Source organism: Paraneptunicella aestuarii (genome assembly GCF_019900845.1).
In the GTDB taxonomy this organism is placed as follows: domain Bacteria; phylum Pseudomonadota; class Gammaproteobacteria; order Enterobacterales; family Alteromonadaceae; genus Paraneptunicella; species Paraneptunicella aestuarii.
In genome coordinates, this window is record NZ_CP074570.1 from 3,078,500 (window position 1) to 3,100,219 (window position 21,720).

Consider the following 21,720-nt stretch of genomic DNA (forward strand, 5'->3'; position numbering starts at 1 on the left):
TTTGCTGTTTATTATTCTTTGTTATGGTTCCCAGCCCCGAAATACAGGGCTTATCACCTACTTGTTGTATTAGATAACCACTTCATCACTGGGTGCGCCTAAGGAGCTCTGCAACGCATCTTCTTGCATGGCTGCCACATCATGTTGCTGACGCGCAATATCAATCCATTCCCCCAACTGTTGAATTGTGGGATAGGTAAAGATCACCTTGATAGGAACCTGAAGTGAAAGAGACTCTGCTAACTGGGCAACTAAACGCGTCGCCAGCAAGGAATGTCCGCCTAACTGGAAGAAGTTGGCAGTCGCGCTCACCTCTTCAATTCCCAGCAAGTCCTGCCACAAACCAACCAGCATTTGCTCTGTCTCGGTTGTCGCTGCGGTGAATTCACCACGGGTAAATGCCGGTTGATATTCAGGTTGCGACAATGCCTTGCGGTCTATCTTGCCATTGGCAGTTAACGGTAAGGCGTCAAGCGTCATCACCACCGCCGGATGCATATAGCTGGGTAGCATGGCCTGAACCCGCTCTCGCCAGCGTGATTCTTCTAATTGCGAGTCTGTTAATTGCGAGCCAGTATCTTGAAGCACCACATAACCAACCAGCATGGCATCAGTTGAAGAATCGGTTGAAGAACCACTTGAATTATCAAGAGATTGACGATGAACATGCACCACGGCATCCTTCACTTCATCCAGCCCTAACAGGCACTGCTCTATCTCACCAGTTTCAATACGATAACCGCGTATCTTCACCTGTTGGTCAATACGCCCCAAATAGCCCAGCTCGCCACTGCGTTTTTGATGTACCCAGTCACCGGTGCGATACCAGCGCTGTGTCTCGCCCAGTACATCAGAGGTCACAAACTGCTGTTCGGTTAACTCGTCTTTGTGCCAGTAACCACGTGCCAGACCTGCACCACCGAGCCATAGTTCACCGACACCACCAATCGGCGCCAATTCGCCTTCTGCTGCCACCACACACTGCTGAACATTGTTAAGCAATCCGCCTAAATCAGACACTGACTGTGATGACATCTGACCGTTAACACCCATGGGTTTAATGTGCGTCCAGATAGTTGATTCAGTGGGGCCATAGCAGTTCCACACGGCTTTACCACAAGACACCAACCACTTTCCTAGCGATTCAGGCACATATTCGCCACCCACCAGAATCTTGAGCTGCTCCTGACCTTGCCAGTCGCTTTCCTGCAATAACTTCCAGGTCGCAGGCGTCGCCTGCATCACGTCGATATCCTTGCTCAGCAGCTTAATCAGCGCCTTGCCATCAACCACCTGTTCACTGTCTGCCAACACCACGGTACCGCCCACACATAACGGCAGGAACAGCTCTAAAATGGAGATATCAAAGGACATGGCAGTCACAGCTAACCAACGCCAGTTTGCATTCGTCTCTGCTGTGTCATTGGCCGAGAGCCTGGCTTTCGCCGCAGCAATAAAGTGATTCACGGCACCATGGCTGACCATAACGCCTTTCGGACGACCCGTAGAGCCCGATGTGTAAATCACATAGGCTAACTGTTCAGAGCTAATTCGGATATCAGGAATACGGATGTCTTGATGTGCTGTCGTTGAGCCAATTTGCTCGACAACAATACTCTTACTCAAATCATGACCCAGTAACGCAATGCAATCCCCTTCACCCACCACATACTGCGCTTCGCTGTCTTGCAGCATGTACTGTAAACGCTCAACCGGGTAGTTAGGGTCAAGCGGCATATAGGCTGCACCGGATTTCATCACCCCTAACATGGCAACCAGCATATGACTGCGCCTATGGGTACAGACCCCAACCACAGAATCCGCTTGTACCCCTTTTGCCATTAGCTCATGAGCGACCGCATTGGCTCGCGCATTCAGTTCGGCATACGTCAGTCCGTCATCATTGGCTTCTAATGCCACCGCATTCGGGTTGGATTCAACCTGTTGCTCAAACCATTGATGTAACCCAGCCGGATAGTCAAAGTGCTGGTTGGTGTTGTTCCAGCGTTGCATCAGAGCCTTATTGGATTCAGTCAGTAGCGGTAATCGCTTCACATCCGTTTGTGGTGCCAAAGCAATACCTTTGAGCAAGACCTCAAATGCCTCAGCCCAACCCTTAACGCTGTCCTCATCAAACAGGTCAGTGGCATAGCGCCAATACAGGGATAAACCGCCCGCATCTTCTATAACACTCAATGTCAGCTCAAACTTGCTGACATTACGCTCAAGGGCATAATCACTAAAGTGCAAATCTTGCGATAGCTGAATTTCGGAAGACTCGTTGTTTTGCCACAACAACATGATTTGGAATAACGGGTTGTAGCTCAGCTGACGGGTTGGATTCATATGCTCAACCAACAGCTCAAAAGGCAAATGCTGGTGCGCAAAATCCGATAACAAATCCTGACGTGCTTTGCCAAGCAGCGCGTCAAAGCTCACGCCCGATTCAACACCCGTGCGAAGCACCAGAGTATTGGCAAACAAGCCTATCAGGTCACTGATTTCCTGTTGCTCACGGTTGGCTATCGCTGTGCCCATGACAATATCGTCTTCGCCACTAAAGCGGCTTAACAATACTGAAAACGCGGTTTGTACTGTCATAAACAGCGTGGCCTGATGCGCTTGTGATAGCTGCTCAAGCTGCCCTTTCACTTCGGGCGAAATACGCGAGGTGAAGACCGCGCCGCGATAACTCGGTTGCACTGGTCGAGCTCTGTCTAATGGCAGCTGGTGTACATCCGGGATACCTGACAAACGGTTTGTCCAGTAACCCAAAGCTTCATCCAGTACCTCACCCCGTAACCAGTCATGTTGCCAGTTAGCATAGTCTCGATACTGAATAGGCAGTGCTGTTAAATCTACAGACTCTTTGTTGGAAGCAAACGCAGCATAGAAACGATTCAATTCGTCACTGAGAATTGGCATCGACCAACCATCACAGGCGATGTGATGCAGGGTTAACACCAGAATATGACGTGCATTGCCACAATGCAGCAAAGTGGCTCGTAGCAACACATCCGCCGATAAATCAAAGGCTCTGGATGCCGCTAATCGCGCTTGCTCGGCAACCGCGCTGTCTAACGCCTCACCCGCTAAATGGCTTAAATCCACCTGCTCAATGGCAAAATCGAATTCATTCAGTACACATTGAACTGGCTCGCCTTCGTGCAAGCGGATCACGCTGCGTAATACCTGATGGCGCTCTATAATCGCGCTAAAAGCCTGCTCTAATGCCTGAATGTTTAGATCGCCGTCGATAGACAAACACATGGAGGCGTTATACACACTCTTATGCTCATCGACTTCCTGTAGAAACCAGGTTCGTTTCTGTTCATAGGATAACGGCGAGCCGTTGAGATTGTCATTGTTATTGTTATTGTTATTGCTATTGTTATTTTGAGACAAGGGCTGAATAGCCGGGCGTGCCAAAGCTAATGACGAACCTCCCCGCCGATAATCTTCAATCGTTTCCGCCAGGGCGCGTACCGAAGAACTTTCAAACAGAGCAACCAAAGGCACTTGAACATCGCATTCCTGATTGATACGTGCGACCAGCTTCATGGCCAAAATAGAGTTACCACCCAGCTGGAAGAAGTTGTCTGCCAAGCCAATTTTCGGCAAGGACAGAACATCCATCAGAATGTTGCACAACTGTATTTGAAGCTCGGTTTTTGGCGCTTCATAGGCACTGATTTGATATAAGTCAGTGCTATGTGGCGCAGGTAAGGCTTTCAAATCAACCTTGCCGTTATCCAGTAGCGGTAAAGCATCCAGTTGAACAAAAGCAGAAGGCATCATATAGCCTGGTAATGATACGGTTAACGACGCTTTTATTTCGGTGACCAGATCATTCCAATTTAGGGCATTGTCTGCCACAACATACGCCACGAGTATCTTCTCTGCACTTCCTTCTAAATAACCGTCTGCAACCTTGGCAGCCACCGCACATTGAGAAACACCCGGCACGGCTGCTAACTTATTGTTCACTTCGTCAGTTTCAATACGGTAACCACGCACTTTAACCTGACTGTCGCTACGCCCCAGGAATTCCATACGTCCGTCAGGCAAACGACGAACCAGATCTCCGGTTTGATACAAACGACGCTCTTGTCCATTCTCGAAACGATGCTGGATAAATCTCTCACGAGTGAGATCCGGCTGATTTAAATATCCACGAGCCAAGCCTATACCCGACAAATACAACTCTCCCGGTACACCTTGAGGCACCAGCTTCAAGTTGCTATCCAGAATATAGGCTTGCATGTTGTCGATAGGCAGACCAATCGCGACACCTCGACCTTGGTACTCTTCGGCAAGCGCACAAATAGTCGCTTCCGATGGCCCATAAGCATTGAATAATCGATGCTCTTGTGACCAGAAATCGGCCTGTTCTTGAGAAATGGATTCACCACCAACAATGATGGATTTCACGCTGACCAAAAGATCCGACGATAGCAAAGCTAATACAGATGGAATGAGCATGATATGAGTGAGACCGTGATCACTGATATAACGGCTCAATGCATCTGGCTGCTGTTTAATCTCTTTGCTCATCACATGCAATTCTGCACCACGAGATAAGGCAATAAAGATCTCACAGGTTGCAACATCGAAGCTAAGCGCGGCATATTGCATGACTTTGCTGCGTGACGTGACATCAAACAAACGGCTTTGTGACAAGGCATGATTCACCAGACCGGCATGCTCTAACAACACACCTTTAGGTAATCCTGTAGAACCGGAAGTATAGATGGCATAAGCAAGATCTTGTTGAGAGATTTGAACCTCATTCCCCAGATTATCCCCTGCAAAATGAGACAGCTCGCCCGCTCTTAACATGGCAACATTGACTGACTTGATAGACACGTCAGATAAGGTTTGCCCATTGAAAATGGAGCCGGCACTGTCATCGTTAACCAGCACAATCTTCGCGCCTGAATCATGCAGAATATGTTGCACTCGCGCTTGTGGGTAAGCAGGATCAACAGGTAAATACGCTGCGCCAGATTTCAGCACGGCTAACAAGGACACGACCATCTCAATGGAAGGCTGCATGCAAATGGCAATTAATGAACCTGAATTTTCTTGCCCTATTGCAGCTTCTTGCGAAACCTGCTGCATTAGTGCTCGTGCCAATTGGTTAGCTTGTGTATTCAGTTCAGCATAAGACAGCGATTCGCCCTGGAACGTCACCGCGATATTGTCTGGAGCATGCTCTGCCCAATACTCAAACAACTGGTGCGCCAGACTTGCCGATTGCTCAAACTCATGAACCGTTTGATTCCAATCGTTAACCTGGCGCTCTATCTCCTCTGCGCTCAAAATGGGCAAAGCATGAACATTAGCCTCGGGCTGCTGTACGACTTGTGTGATCAAGCTTTCCAAAGCAGATGCCAATGTTTCAATTGTCTTGGAGGCAAATAAATCCGTCGCATAGCGCCACGCAAGTACCAAGCCCTCGTCTTCGTCTCTAACGGCTAACGTGATATCGAACTGACTTGCGGCATTGTCCTGATTTATGCTTTCAAATAAACCAGCATCTCCACCTTGATTAGTACCAAGGTTTTGCAACACCAACATAATTTGGAACAGAGGATTAATCGCCAGATCGCGCTCAGGATTTAGGCTCTCCACTAAGACTTCAAATGGAATGTCCTGATGTTCAACATCATTCAGGAACTCGTCTTGCGCCTGTTGCAACACCTCAAGGAAGCTTTGCTTCCGGGTGAATTGTTGGCGCATTACCAAGGTGTTGGCAAAATAACCCATCACCTTTTCCAATTCATTGTGAGGACGGTTGGCAATAGCACTGCCCAGCACAATATCCTGCTCACCCGAATAGCGAGCTAATAGCACTCCGAATGTGGCTTTTAAACCAACAAACAGCGAGGTGTTTTGAGCTTTTAATAGCGCTTTAAAAGCCTGAGATTTATCCGCGCTCAACTGAATACGGTGAATTGCACCGACAAAACTGGGCTGTGCCGGACGTTCAAAATCTAATGGCAATTGATGCACTTGAGGAAGCGCATTTAAACGCTCTTGCCAATATGAAGTCAGGCTATCCATTCTCGGGCTATCTGTTTCCGGGCTATCTGTTTCCGTATTACTCAACCACCTTCTTTGCCATGAAGCATAATCCAGATAACTCAGCTGCAATTCTTCCAGTTGAACGTCCTGCTGCTCACAATAAGCTTTGTAAAGCAGGTCTAATTCACGCAAGAAGATTTCGCTCGACCAACCATCCGTAATAATGTGATGGAAAGTAAAGAAAATCAGCGCCTGCTCTGCATGGGTTTTCAATACTCGAACCTGCATCAAGGAATCTGCACCAAGATCCATATGGTGATATTTCTGTTCGTCGCAGAGCGCCGTGACTTTGGCTTTTTGCTCATCGTCAGAATAATGCGTCAAGTCAAATACAGGGACATCAATCGCAACGCTATCAGCAATCACCTGATAAAGCTCATCACCCTGCATTTCAAAATGTGTTCTTAAGCTGGCATGACGTTGCACTAGCGCATTAATGGCTCGCTTAAATGCAGCCTCATTCAATGGCTGGGTAATGCGCAACAAGCTATTCACATGGTATGCACCGGGAACCGGACGCAATTTCTCCAGGAACCACAAGCGGGTTTGCGCATAAGAAGCCAAACCTCGACCTTGCTCAGCTAAATGGATCAACGCTGGAGGTTGAGGTAAAAGTCCAGAATCCCCGTCTGTGCTTTGTAGGTTATCCAGATTGTCAATATAGGCTGCTAGCTCACGAATGGTGGGATTTAAGAATACTTGCTTCAATTCCACTGATGTAGAAAGTGTTTCGCGCAGACGATTTAACATGCGCGTCGCCAGCAAGGAATGTCCGCCTAACTGGAAGAAGTTGGCAGTCGCGCTCACCTCTTCAATTCCCAGCAAGTCCTGCCACAAACCAACCAGCATTTGCTCTGTCTCGGTTGTCGCTGCGGTGAATTCACCACGGGTAAATGCCGGTTGATATTCAGGTTGCGACAATGCCTTGCGGTCTATCTTGCCATTGGCAGTTAACGGTAAGGCGTCAAGCGTCATCACCACCGCCGGATGCATATAGCTGGGTAGCATGGCCTGAACCCGCTCTCGCCAGCGTGATTCATCTAATTGCGAGCCTGTTAATTGCGAGCCAGTATCTTGAAGCACCACATAACCAACCAGCATGGCATCAGTTGAAGAATCGGTTGAAGAGCCACTTGAGTTATCAAGAGATTGACGATGAACATGCACCACGGCATCCTTCACTTCATCCAGCCCTAACAGGCACTGCTCTATCTCACCAGTTTCAATACGATAACCGCGTATCTTCACCTGTTGGTCAATACGCCCCAAATAGCCCAGCTCGCCACTGCGTTTTTGATGTACCCAGTCACCGGTGCGATACCAGCGCTGTGTCTCGCCCAGTACATCAGAGGTCACAAACTGCTGTTCGGTTAACTCGTCTTTGTGCCAGTAACCACGTGCCAGACCTGCACCACCGAGCCATAGTTCACCAACACCACCAATGGGTGCCAATTCGCCCTTACCCAAACCACCGTCGCCTAAATCGCCAACAGGAGCCACCACACACTGCTGAACATTGTTAAGCAATCCGCCTAAATCAGACACTGACTGTGATGACATCTGACCGTTAACACCCATGGGTTTAATGTGCGTCCAGATAGTTGATTCAGTGGGGCCATAGCAGTTCCACACGGCTTTACCACAAGACACCAACCACTTTCCTAGCGATTCAGGCACATATTCGCCACCCACCAGAATCTTGAGCTGCTCCTGACCTTGCCAGTCGCTTTCCTGCAATAACTTCCAGGTCGCAGGCGTCGCCTGCATCACGTCGATATCCTTGCTCAGCAGCTTAATCAACGCCTTGCCATCAACCACCTGTTCACTGTCTGCCAACACCACGGTACCGCCCACACATAACGGCAGGAACAGCTCTAAAATGGAGATATCAAAGGACATGGCAGTCACAGCTAACCAGCGCCAGTTTGCATTCGTCTCTGCTGTGTCATTGGCCGAGAGCCTGGCTTTCGCCGCAGCAATAAAGTGATTCACGGCACCATGGCTGACCATAACGCCTTTCGGACGACCCGTAGAGCCCGATGTGTAAATCACATAGGCTAACTGTTCAGAGCTAATTCGGATATCAGGAGTACGGATATCAGGCGCATTGTCACTTGTCGCTGACGAATCAGCCTGCCCCAATACAATACTCTTACTCAAATCATGACTCAGTAACGCAATGCAATCCGCTTCACCCACCACATACTGAGCTTCGCTGTCTTGCAGCATGTACTGTAAACGCTCAACCGGGTAGTTAGGGTCAAGCGGCATATAGGCTGCACCGGATTTCATCACCCCTAACATGGCAACCAGCATATGACTGCGCCTATGGGTACAGACCCCAACCACAGAATCCGCTTGTACCCCTTTTGCCATTAGCTCATGAGCGACCGCATTGGCTCGCGCATTCAGTTCGGCATACGTCAGTCCGTCATCATTGGCTTCTAATGCCACCGCATTCGGGTTGGATTCAACCTGTTGCTCAAACCATTGATGTAACCCAGCCGGATAGTCAAAGTGCTGGTTGGTGTTGTTCCAGCGTTGCATCAGAGCCTTATTGGATTCAGTCAGTAGCGGTAATCGCTTCACATCCGTTTGTGGTGCCAAAGCAATACCTTTGAGCAAGACCTCAAATGCCTCAGCCCAACCCTTAACGCTGTCCTCATCAAACAGGTCAGTGGCATAGCGCCAATACAGGGATAAACCGCCCGCATCTTCTATAACACTCAATGTCAGCTCAAACTTGCTGACATTACGCTCAAGGGCATAATCACTAAAGTGCAAATCTTGCGATAGCTGAATTTCGGAAGACTCGTTGTTTTGCCACAACAACATGATTTGGAATAACGGGTTGTAGCTCAGCTGACGGGTTGGATTCATATGCTCAACCAACAACTCAAAAGGCAAATGCTGGTGCGCAAAATCCGATAACAAATCCTGACGTGCTTTACCAAGCAGCGCGTCAAAGCTCACGCCCGATTCAACACCCGTGCGAAGCACCAGAGTATTGGCAAACAAGCCTATCAGGTCACTGATTTCCTGTTGCTCACGGTTGGCTATCGCTGTGCCCATGACAATATCGTCTTCGCCACTAAAGCGGCTTAACAATACTGAAAACGCGGTTTGTACTGTCATAAACAGCGTGGCCTGATGCGCTTGTGATAGCTGCTCAAGCTGCCCTTTCACTTCGGGCGAAATACGCGAGGTGAAGACCGCGCCGCGATAACTCGGTTGCACTGGTCGAGCTCTGTCTAATGGCAGCTGGTGTACATCCGGGATACCTGACAAACGGTTTGTCCAGTAACCCAAAGCTTCATCCAGTACCTCACCCCGTAACCAGTCATGTTGCCAGTTAGCATAGTCTCGATACTGAATAGGCAGTGCTGTTAAATCTACAGACTCTTTGTTGGAAGCAAACGCAGTATAGAAACGATTCAATTCGTCACTGAGAATTGGCATCGACCAACCATCACAGGCGATGTGATGCAGGGTTAACACCAGAATATGACGTGCATTGCCACAATGCAGCAAAGTGGCTCGTAGCAACACATCCGCCGATAAATCAAAGGCTCTGGATGCCGCTAATCGCGCTTGCTCGGCAACCGCGCTGTCTAACGCCTCACCCGCTAAATGGCTTAAATCCACCTGCTCAATGGCAAAATCGAATTCATTCAGTACACATTGAACCGGCTCGCCTTCGTGCAAGCGGATCACGCTGCGTAATACCTGATGGCGCTCTATAATCGCGCTAAAAGCCTGCTCTAATGCCTGAATGTTTAGATCGCCGTCGATACTCAATGCAAACGCTGAGTTGTACGAAGAGCTGGTGTTTTCCAACTCAGACATGATCCACAAACGTTTCTGTGCAAATGACAACGGCACAGGATCCTGATGAGTGAGCGGTTTAATATTCGGGACTAAGGCATTTGATTGATTTGCATTTTTAGCCTCATCGCGGTCATTAGCGTCATTGCTGTCATCCAAACCTTTTTCCGCCACAATCATGGCCGCTTGTTCTTCAATACTGGGCAATTCAAACAAGCTTTTCAGGGTGAAGTTCACTTCAAATTGACGACGGATTTGACTTGCCAAACGCGTGGCTAGCAAGGAATGTCCGCCCATCTGGAAGAAGTTATCGGTCACGCCAACTTCTTCCACTTTCAACAACTCTGCCCAAATCTTTTGCAAGGCAATTTCGGTGTCGTTTTTCGGTGCGCGACTGCCCGAATCTTGCTCTAAACCACGCACTAACTTGTTGCGGTCAATCTTGCCACTGGCTGTTAATGGCCATTCGGTGATGGTCTCAAAACCACTGGGTAGCAGGTAACCCGGTAAATGTGTCGCTAACTCCTCTTCTACCTGGGTCAGGGTTGTTCTATTTTCATCTAGTGACAAAAACGCCCATAAGCCATCGTCTTCGGCTTTCACCACCGCTTCGGTCACACCCTGGCAGGCTTTCAAGGCCGCTTCGATTTCACCCAATTCAATACGATAACCACGCACCTTAACCTGATTATCCTGACGACCGACGAAGACTAATTCACCCGCGTCATTCCATTTCGCTCTGTCGCCGGTGCGATAGACTCGTTGCAGCGTATTGTTGAATCTCAACTCAACGAATCGCTCAGCGGTTTGTGCTTCACGCTGCCAATATCCTTCAGCAAGGCTATCACCGCCAATGCACAACTCTCCTACCACTCCTTGCGGTAATAGCTGACCTTGTGCGTCCACAATCCAGTAAGAAGTATTCGCCAAAGGCTTACCAATCGGCGCACTGCCTTTCGATTCAAGGGCTTTTACTGAAACCCGATGGCTACTACTGGTAATAACAATTTCCGTGGGGCCATAGGAGTTATAAAGTGCGATGCCTTCTCGTTCACTGGCGCTGTCGCCGTTAAACCAGCTGTCTAACAAACCAGTGTCAAAAACATCACCGCCACTAACGACTATGCGTAAGCGGGAATCTTGCCAACCTGAAACAGCAACCAGCTGTTTCAGATAAGCAGGTACCACATGCAGGAAGCTGACCCCGGTCTCTTGAATATATTCCATCAAGGCTTCTGGCTCGGTGACATCATCCGGTCGAATGACCACCGCCGCACCTGCACATAAAGGCAATAGCAGCTGGCTCAATGAGGCATCGAAACTCATGGACGCAAACAATAAGCCTTTATCAGTGCTATTTAGGCCATAATGGTTCTGCAAGCCCGCCAATCGCTGTGCCAAGGCACCATGATTAACCAACACGCCTTTAGGCTGTCCGGTAGAGCCCGAGGTATAAATCATATAGGCCGGAGTGGAGGCCGTTAACGCAACCTCAACAGCGGTTTCCGTTTCTTCGTCTCTCTCATCACTGTCATCAATACACTCGGACACCAACAACACTTGCTGGTCATTCAAAGGTAACTGGTCGGCTAAATAGACTTCTGTCACGACATGGCTAATTCCGGCATCCTGAATTAGATAGGATAAACGCTCATCGGGGTACGTGGGGTCAAGTGGCACATAAACGCCACCGGATTTCATAATCCCCAGCACCGCCACCACCATCTCAACCGAGCGGTCAAGGCACATGCCCACTCTGTCGCCCGCTTTCACGCCGGACTTCACCAAAGCACGCGCCAACAGATTCGATTGCGCTTCCAACTCTCCAAAACTCAAAGACTCGGCTTCCATCACCACCGCTTGCGCATCGGCTTGAGATGCCGCTAACGCAGAGAGTTGAGCAGGAACCAAAACCGTTTGTGCGGGTAATGCCTCACCCATTGCCAAAACTGATAGCGCTTGTGATTCAACGTCAGACACCAAAGGCAAGTCTTTTAATAAGGTGTCAGGATTGGCAATCGCCGCTCGCAACAAGGCCTCATAAGCTGTCGCCATCCTGCCAATTGTCTCGTGTTTAAAGACGTCTTTTGAATAGCCCCAGCTAACTTCGATCCCCTCTTCAATGGGCCCAGCATGCAGAGACAAATCGAATTTACTGATTTCATAAATCATTTCTCGACGAGTCATATCCAGAGCCTGCGAACCTTGCCCTGAATAATCATTGTTCTCGTAACCAAACATGATTTGAACCAGTGGATGAAAAGCGAGTGAACGCTCCGGATTGATTTGTTCCACCAGCAATTCAAATGGAATGTGCTGCTTTTCAAAGTCAGATAAAATCTGCATTTTCTGGCGCTTTAAGAATTCAGCCACCGACAGTTCATCGTCAATATCTGTGCGCAGTACAAGGTTGTTAAGAAAACATCCCAACAGAGGTTGAACCTGACCTTCAATTCGATTCGCAGTTGCAGACCCCATTAACACATCGCGGGTATTGCTATATCGGGAGACCAATACCGCAAACAAGGATTGCAAAGTGATGAACATGGTAGATTGATGAGCAGATGAAAATTTCTCCAATTGCTCAGCCAGGCTACGCGGCAATATTTGATTATAATGACTGCCTTTATGTGACTGCTCTGCTTTACGCTCAAAATCCAAAGGCAATTGATGTAGCGTAGCCACGCCATCTAACCGATCTCGCCAATAGTCCAACAACTTTTCAAGTTGCTTGCCTTGTAAGCGACTACGTTGCCAAACCGAGTAATCAATATATTGAATGGGTAAGTCATCCAGAGGGGCTTCTTTACCTTCCAGCAAGGCGGCGTAAAAAGTATTAAGCTCACGGAAGAAAATCCCTGTAGACCATCCGTCGGTAGCAATATGGTGGATAGTAAAAATCAACTCATGTTCTTCGTCGCGACGTTTGATGAGATGAGCTCGAATCGGGATGTCGGAGCTAAGGTCAAATTCCCATACCATCTCACGATCAACAAGCTCTTTCAGCTGAGCTTCTTGCTGTTCAGCCGTTAGTTGAGTGTGATCATAACGCTGCATTGTAAAGGTGTAATCTTGCAACACTTGTTGCATTGGCTCACCTTGTTCATCAAGATAAACCGTGCGCAATATTGCGTGACGTTTGATAATGGCATTCAATGCGGCTTCTAACATATCGGCATTTAAAGCGCCGCGAATAACACCCGAGCAGCGAGTGTTGTAGATTGCCTTATCTTCCGATAAGGTCGATTCCAGCCAAATACGACGTTGTGCAAAAGACGTTAGTTGCGGCGAGCGCTGCAAATCAGGATCCGCGACAATCGTGTCATCTTCATAAGCTTCACCATCACCACCTAACATAGATAGCAATAACAGTTTGTTAGCTTTAAGGATTTCCTTTATTTCGTCAGAGACTTTATTTTTGGTTGCAACAACGCGCAAAGCCCCATCTTTAACCGATAACTCGATCCCTTCTTTTTCACATAAACTTAAAATTTCAACAAATTTCACAGTGAAAACTCCTCTACTGCATCTTTTCCATCGTTAGATGAGGAAGCGGCTTTATTCTTTTGCATCAAGTCAATAAACATGGCTTGCTCTTCAATACTGGGAGATTCGAATAAACTCTTAAGGGTAAAATCCACATCAAAATTACGACGTATTTGGCTAGCTAAACGGGTAGCAAGTAATGAGTGTCCACCGATATTGAAGAAGTTGTCGGTTGCACTGATTGCTTCCAGTTTCAGTAAATCACACCAGATCGCATGCAAAGCAAGCTCTGTTTCGCTTGTTGGTGGTCGATCGCCACTATCGGAAGAGAGCCCCCGTTCCAGTTTATTACGATCAATCTTGCCGCTTCTGGTCAAAGGCCATTCCGTCACTTTCTCAATACCGCTGGGTAGCAAATAGGCTGGCAAATGAATCGCGAGTTCATCTTCAATTTGTGTCAGTTCAACATTGTCTGCGGTAACAAAAGCCCACAAGGCATCATCTTCTGCTTTAACAACAGCCTCGGTAACGCCTGTACAGGATTTTAGCGCAGCCTCTATTTCACCCAATTCAATGCGGTAGCCTCGCACTTTCACCTGGTTATCCTGACGGCCAACACAAATCAGTTCTCCAGATCCGTTCCAGTAACCTCGATCTCCTGTGCGATAAACGCTAAGTGCTTTGCCATTAACTTGCAGGTTCACAAATTGTGCTGCGGTTTGCTCTTCTCTTAACCAATATCCGTCGGCAATACAATCCCCGCCAATACATAGTTCACCTACAACGCCTTTCGGTAACAGCTGCCCTTGAGCATCAACCACCCAATAACTCGAATAAGCCAGAGGTTTACCAATAGGAACAACGGCTTCATCGCCCGTTACCCTATGGCTACTGCTGGTAATAACGATCTCCGTTGGTCCGTAAGAATTGTAAAGCTTGATGCCTTGGCGCTCGCTCGCACCTTCGCCCTTGTACCAGCTGTCCAATAAGCTCTTATCAAAGATGTCGCCGCCGCTGACAACAATACGTAGACGCGACTCAGACCACCCCGGTACAGTAACCAATTGTTTTAGATAAACAGGTACAACATGCAAGAAACTAACACCTGTTTCCTGCAAGTATTCCATCAATGCATCAGGCTCAGTGATATCGTCAGGACGAACCACCACAGCAGCCCCTGAACACAAAGGCATTAACAGTTGGCTCAATGAAGCATCAAAGCTCATTGATGCGAACAACAGTCCTCTGTCTTCACTATTCAATTGATAATGGTGCTGTAAACCCGCGATACGTTTTGCAAGTGCCCCATGGCTGACGACGACACCTTTGGGATTTCCAGTAGAGCCAGATGTGTAAATCATGTAAGCGGGATAATCACCTTGAACCTCTACGTTAACCGCTTCCACTGCGCCATCAGTATCGTTATCAAGATAATCGGAAACCAACAGCACTTTTTGGTTATGCAGAGGTAATTGGTCTGCCAGAAAATCTTCAGTTACCACGTGACTAATGTCAGCATCATTAATTAAGTAGGACAAACGCTCATCAGGATAAGTAGGATCAAGCGGCACATAAACACCACCAGACTTCATGATGCCTGCAACAGCGACCACCATTTCAAGCGAGCGTTGCAAACTCAAACCAACCCGATCACCCACTTTAACACCAGCCTTAATTAACCCCTGCGCCAAACGATTGGCTTGGGCTTCCAACTCAGAAAAAGTAAGAGATTCATCTTCCATCACTACCGCAGTAGCACTCGGCAGGGTTTGGGATAATATTGATATTTGCTCAGGAATTAACTTCACCGGAACCGTTAGACTTTCGCCTTGCGCTAACATCTCAAGTTCATGTGAATCCTGAGTATTAACCAAAGGCAATTCACCTAATGGCGAATTTGGATTTTTCACAACAGCCTCTAGCATGGCAGCAAAGCTATAAGCCATTGTTTCAATAGAACCTGCTTTGAATAAATCAGTGGCATAGCACCAGGTGAGTTCTAATCCTTTATTCGTGGGTTTGGCGTACAAAGTTAAGTCATAGTTAACATTAACGTATTGACTCTCCCCACGCTCAAGATCGGCCACTTCCTGAATATCGTCATCGCTATAAACAAGGTTCAATACCAGCTGGAACAATGGGCTGTAACTACTATTTCGTTCCGGATTAAGGCTGCGAACCAGAGATTCAAAAGGCATATCAAAATGAGCGCGATCTTTAAGGTTTTCGTCTCGTGTCTGAGCAAGTTGAGCAACGAAATCCTGCTCCATATTCAACTGATTACGCAGTACAAGTGTGTCAACGAAGGCACCAACCAAATGATGAGTATCGGGATGGTTTCGATTAGCGTTAGCTGTACCTAACACCACATCGGTTTCACCTGACATTCTGGCGATGAAGGTAGCGAACAAAGTTTGCAAGCCAACAAACATGGTGCTCTTATTATCTAGAAACAGTCGGGATAAACGGTTAAAAACATCATGTTCTATATGTTGATAATGGTAAGCACCAACGGAACTGGGCAAGGATGGACGGTTATAATCCAGCGGCAACTTGTGAACTTCTGGCAGCCCTTTCAAACGCTGCCCCCAATACACAATGTTATCGGCTAAGGTTCGTTTTATTTCCTCGCGCTGCCAAATAGCGTAATCACGGTACTGAATTGGCAATGCAGGTAAATCTGCTTGCTTATCATGTTCCAAGGCATTCAAGCAAAGAGAGAACTCTTGCGCCAATACCTGATTTGACCAACCATCGGTAATAATGTGGTGCAAATTCAACAACAATACAGCGCAATCACTCATGCGCACCAAAGTGGCACTCATTAGAGGATCGTTAGTCAAATCACGTTTCAAACCATATTCATTGTCAAGACACTCTGAAAATGCACGCTGTTTGTCATGCTCGTTACAATGACTTAAATCCAGTTCCTTAAACGGTACCTGCCATTCTTGATGAACTCGCTGCCATAACATCTCGTCGTATTCAAAATTAGTACGCAAAATCTCATGACGTTGCGTCATCAATTGCAAAGCTTGTTTAAGTTTTTCAACATCATAATTTTTGTCGAGCTTAATACTACTGACAACGTTGAAGTGCTTGCCTGTTTCACTGAGATTTTCAACGAACCAGAAATTATTCTGTGTATAAGAAGCCAAATATCTGCTGCTATCTTCCTGCCTCGGAATACTAGCAAGAGAGTGGCGGCCCTGATGCTGCTCAATCAAACGAATTAAATCGGCAAAGACAGCATTCCCCAGAATATCACTTACGATTAATGTCGCATCAAACTGAATTTGAATTTCCGCCACCAATGACATAGCACTGAGAGAATGCCCTCCTAAATCAAAGAAGCTGTCATGAAGGTGTATTTGGGACAAGGGAACATCAAGCAAACGAGACCATATATCAGCCAGTTGCTTCTCCATTTCAGTCACTGGCAAGCCCGCCCCATCGCTTGCTATCACGATTTCAGCTTCTGTCGCCAGTAATGCCTTTGTGTCTAACTTGCCATGCCCTGTGGTCGGCCACTCATCGACGAATTGAAAACGAGATGGCTGCATGTAAGTAGGCAAATTATCCTTAGCTTGCACGCGCAATTGCTCTTGGAAGGCTCGAACAGCGTCCGCATCCATAGACTCAATTGTCGAAGGGAGGCTAACAAATGCGATTAGCTGTTGCGTATCCTGCTTAAACAATACTTTAACTTCGGAGACTTCCGGCAACGCGACGATAACTCGTTCAACTTCTTCTAACTCAACACGATAACCACGGATCTTAATTTGCTCATCTCGTCTTCCGGCAAACTGTAATTTTCCGTTTTCGGTTAATTTGACGAAATCCCCAGTCCGGTATAGGCGTTCATTCTGACTATAAGGACAATCAACAAAAACAGCCTGTGTTTGTTCAGCACGATTTAAATAACCGCGCGCAACCCCTCGGCCACCAATGCACAATTCACCAATAGTGCCTTTGGGAAGCAATGATAGATTTTCGCCCAGCACATAAGCCGTAACCCCTTGCATGGGACGCCCAATATCAACACCATCCTCTAGCACACCATAAGCAGCATTGATCGTGGTTTCTGTCGGCCCATAAACATTAAGCGCAGCTCGCTCAAAGCGTTGACAATAATCCTTAATTTTCCCAAACACACTATAAGAAATGTCTTCGCCACTCGCGATAAAGTGAGGTGCGTATTGCTCTTCTGAGTGAAAATCAATGAGTGTTGAAATCATTGAAGGGGTTGAGTTAACCACCTCAATTCTGTGCTCTTCAACAAGCTGCCAGATTTGTTCTGGCGTGGTCATTTGGTCTTCGGAGGCCACAACCAACTTAATCCCTTGGCAAAGTAGTCCCAAGCCTTTTAGCGAGGCATCAAAAGAAAAAGACTGAGTCACTAACCAATTGGATAAGCTGGCAATGCCCAAGTCTTTAAATTGCTTGTCAAAGCCCGCCATGAAATTTGAAAACTGGGCATCTTCAACCATGACACCTTTGGGATTTCCTGTAGAGCCAGAGGTATAGATCACATACATGAGATCATTTGGCTGACGAGAACAATACTGATACTCGCCCTGCTCTTGCTCCATTATGCTCTTCATATTCAAGACCGGAACTTCAGCAGGCATCTCTCCTTGCCAATAATCTTCGTCGGCAGATAGCAAGCACAGAGGTTTAGCGTCTTGAATAATATAATGTGCGCGCGAAAGCGGGTTATTTGGGTCAAGTGACAAAAAAGCACAACCCGCTTTCAATACGCCTAACATCATAACCAACATGTTGTGATCGCGGGGAGATTGCAATGCGACTAAATGGCTTATCCCCTCCACTCCCTGTGCTGCTTTATGTTGCATAGAGAGTGATTGAACGGCAACCGCTACACGTTGAACTTGTTCATTGATTTGCTCATAGGTAAATTCCCCAGACTCATCAACAATGGCAATTGCGTGGGGACTCCGAGCAGCTTGTTGCTCAAAGAGTTCAACCCAATTCTCTTGATGTACGGTTTCTGACAACGGGCCACGAGCCAGTTGCAGCAATTCAGATTCTTCCTGGGAAGAAAGCATTGCCAGGTCATAAATATTACAACCCGGATCAACAATTGCAGACCGAATAAGGTTAACCAGATGGTGCTGATAGCCTTTAATCGTCTCTTCTTTAAACAGTGATGTATTGTAATTAATCTCAAACTTCAAACCATCAACTGAGGTACGAATATTCAGTGTTAAATCTACTTTCGAGGAAGGTGGCTCAAAATATTTAAACTCACTGACATTGGTTTTGTTAAATTCAACCTCGTCCATGTTCATCATGATTTGGAATAGAGGCGGAATATTCTCGGTACGCTCGAAATCAAGTTCATTGGCTAAATGGACGAATGGAATATTGCCATTATTCTGAGCATTCAGGCTGACTTGTTTTACTTGCTCGACTAACTCACTAAAGTTCAAGTCGTTATGACAATTCACGCGCATAACGATGCTATCAGCAAATAGACCGATAAGTTTTTCCAAACGAGAATCGGGTCGATTAGCGAAAGGAACACCGATCACGATATCCTGTTGATTGCTGTGGCGAGCAATTAAGGTTGAGAATAAAGCATGAACAACAACAAATAAGGATGCATTCAGAGAAGAAGCTAATGTTTCCAGCCTTAAAGAAGTTTGAATATCAAGTTGGAAAGTTAAATTTTGTCCTGAAAAATCGGTTTTATCCGGACGAGGGAAATCGAGTGGTAACCCATGGCATTGGGGTAAATTCGCTAACTGCTTTTTCCAGAACTGGAGTTGCTCTAGATACTGGCCTGACTCTACAAAGCTTTTTTGCCATTTAGAATAATCAATGTAGTTCAGTTCCAATGGCGGTAGAGCATTAACAGCATCGACATCACCCGCATATTTTGAATAAGCTTGCTTAAATTCTTTTTCCAGAACACTCAACGACCATCCGTCAAACGCAATATGATGAATGTTGAAAATAAGCGCACCGGAAGTCTCCCCTTGCACGAACAACACTCGTATAGGATGTTCAGAAGCGGTATCAAAACAGTAATCACATTCATGACTAATCGTTACCGCTAATTTTTGTTTAACGTCTGAATCTGAACCAGCTTTAACCACTATAGGTTGAACAGGAATATCATCTGCAATGCGTTGTAGTAGCTCTCCATGCTGGAAAACAAAATGCGTTCTTAACGTGATGTGTCGTGACACAATCTCATTAATCGCTTTTTCTGCCGCATCAAAATTGAAGCTCTCGTCTGCGTCCCTGACAAACACCAGATTGTACAAAGTGTGTTCTTGCGCCACTCTTTCGTGCAGCCAAACGCTAGTTTGCTGAAAGGACGCCTCTAACGAGGTTACTTCTTCATTTACTGCTGCCGGGCTAAGAACTTTGTTATTTGAGGGTTCGGTATCATCAATCACTTGTGCTAGTGATGCTAAAGTGCTTGCTTCATATAACTGCTGGATCGAGAGCACTTTGCCAAAATGTTGTGAGATAGCAGAACGAATTTTTACAATAGCAATTGAATTGCCACCCAATTCAAATAAAGAATCTTGCCGCCCTATCAAAGTGCGCTCGTAAGATAACGCATTCGCCCAAATATCGGCCAGCTTCTCTTCTGTTTCAGACTCAAGTACAGAATGAGTATGCTGACGTATAAGCTCACCCGATACTTGTAACTTGGGAACATCAACTTTGCCGTTAACATTCAACGGAATATGTTTCACTTGAAAGTATTGACGAGGCATCATGTAAGAAGGGAAACAGGCTGATATATGCTCGACCAAAGTAGCTAAAGCCGATTGTGCGTCGTTTACTTCCGGACTAAACACCAAATAGGCAGAAATACCTGATTTACTGGCTTCAATGTGTACAGCCTTAACTTCATCAACCTGATAGATGACTTGCTCGATTTCTTTAGGTTCTACACGATAGCCACTCACTTTTACTTGAGAATCATTTCTTCCGATGAACCATAAATTCCCTTCTCTCTCCTTAACCAAATCACCGGTTTTAAAGTAAGGAACACCATCAAAGCTGACAAATACCTGTTCATTCAGTTCAGGACGATTTAAGTACCCTTGGCTAACCTGAGCTCCCCCCAAGTACAACTCGCCGATTTCATTTTCGGCACAATCGTCTCCTTGAGCATTCAATATTTTATGCTTAACGCCCGGGAAACAATGACCAATTGGAACCTGATTCAATTCGTCATCCCATTCACTGGAATGAAACACTGTAGCACCGACCGTTACTTCAGTAGGCCCGTAAACATTCAAAACAGGAACAGATTCACCAAAGACCTGACGCCATTGCTGTAACATGGCGGCCGACATAGCTTCACCACCTAAAGCAGCTAAACGTAAAGTTTTAGCCAAGTCAGGATTAAAACCATTGTTAAGTTCACTACAAAGAAGATGCCAAAAAGCGGTAGGAAGAGAGATCACCGAAACCTGATGCTTATCAATGAACTCCCAGAATATTTGAGTGCTTGTGGAAATGTTTTCGTCACGAACAATAAGAGTCGCACCAACCGACAACCACATGATTAACTCTTCGATAAAAATATCAAAGGCCACAGTAGAAAACTGTAGCATGCGATCTGACCCAAACAAATTATATTCCTCTACAACAGCTGTCTTAAACGCCGTTAAGTTTGAGTCACTGATAGGCACACCTTTTGGTTTACCCGTCGTACCAGAGGTATACATGATGTACACGGGTTGATCACCAAGAGGCTGAGCACAAAAAACCTCTTTTTGTTCCCAATTGGTATCTTCAACGTAATAAGAAGGAACCGAATTTGAAACCGCACAATTAAGACTTCGAGTCGTTATCACCAAAGCGGCTTGGCTATCTTCGCAAATAATATCCATGCGCTGTTGAGGAACGTCTTGATCAAGTGAAACAAACGTTGCACCACAAGCGTTAATGGCAAGAATCGACACCAGCAGATCAATGCCTCTGGGTAACAAAACCACTACAGGTTTACCGCTAATATCTGCATGATTCTGTAACTGTAGTCCCAGTGCATTCACCCGACTTTGTAATTCATTGTAACTATAAGTTAACCCGCCTACTTCGACAGCTATCTTATTAGGGTGAAGGCTAGCATTTGTATCTAACAAGCTATACAACATCTGACTCGGTGCCATAATCAATTCCTTGCTTATTCATTTTATAATCGGCAACAACACTGCTATTCAGGTCTAAACAAAACCCTTCAACGTCTTACAACCGTAAGCGTATTAATATCGATTTTTTATAAATATCTGACTTCAACGATTCTCCGAAAAGTGCCATTGAAGATACTTA

2 protein-coding genes are annotated in these 21,720 nt (G+C 46.5%); both read right to left on the bottom strand.

The window, feature by feature from the left end; all coding sequences use genetic code 11:
- Positions 1 to 69: 69 nt before the first annotated feature.
- Positions 70 to 13,419 carry a non-ribosomal peptide synthetase gene (locus KIH87_RS11895; RefSeq protein WP_232358083.1) on the bottom strand — a complete coding sequence of 4,450 codons (13,350 nt, stop codon included), beginning with the start codon at positions 13,417 to 13,419 and terminating at the stop codon, positions 70 to 72.
- Positions 13,416 to 21,560 carry a non-ribosomal peptide synthetase gene (locus KIH87_RS11900; protein WP_232358084.1) on the bottom strand — a complete coding sequence of 2,715 codons (8,145 nt, stop codon included), beginning with the start codon at positions 21,558 to 21,560 and terminating at the stop codon, positions 13,416 to 13,418. Before KIH87_RS11900 ends, KIH87_RS11895 begins: the two co-directional genes overlap by 4 nt.
- Positions 21,561 to 21,720: the final 160 nt, after the last annotated feature.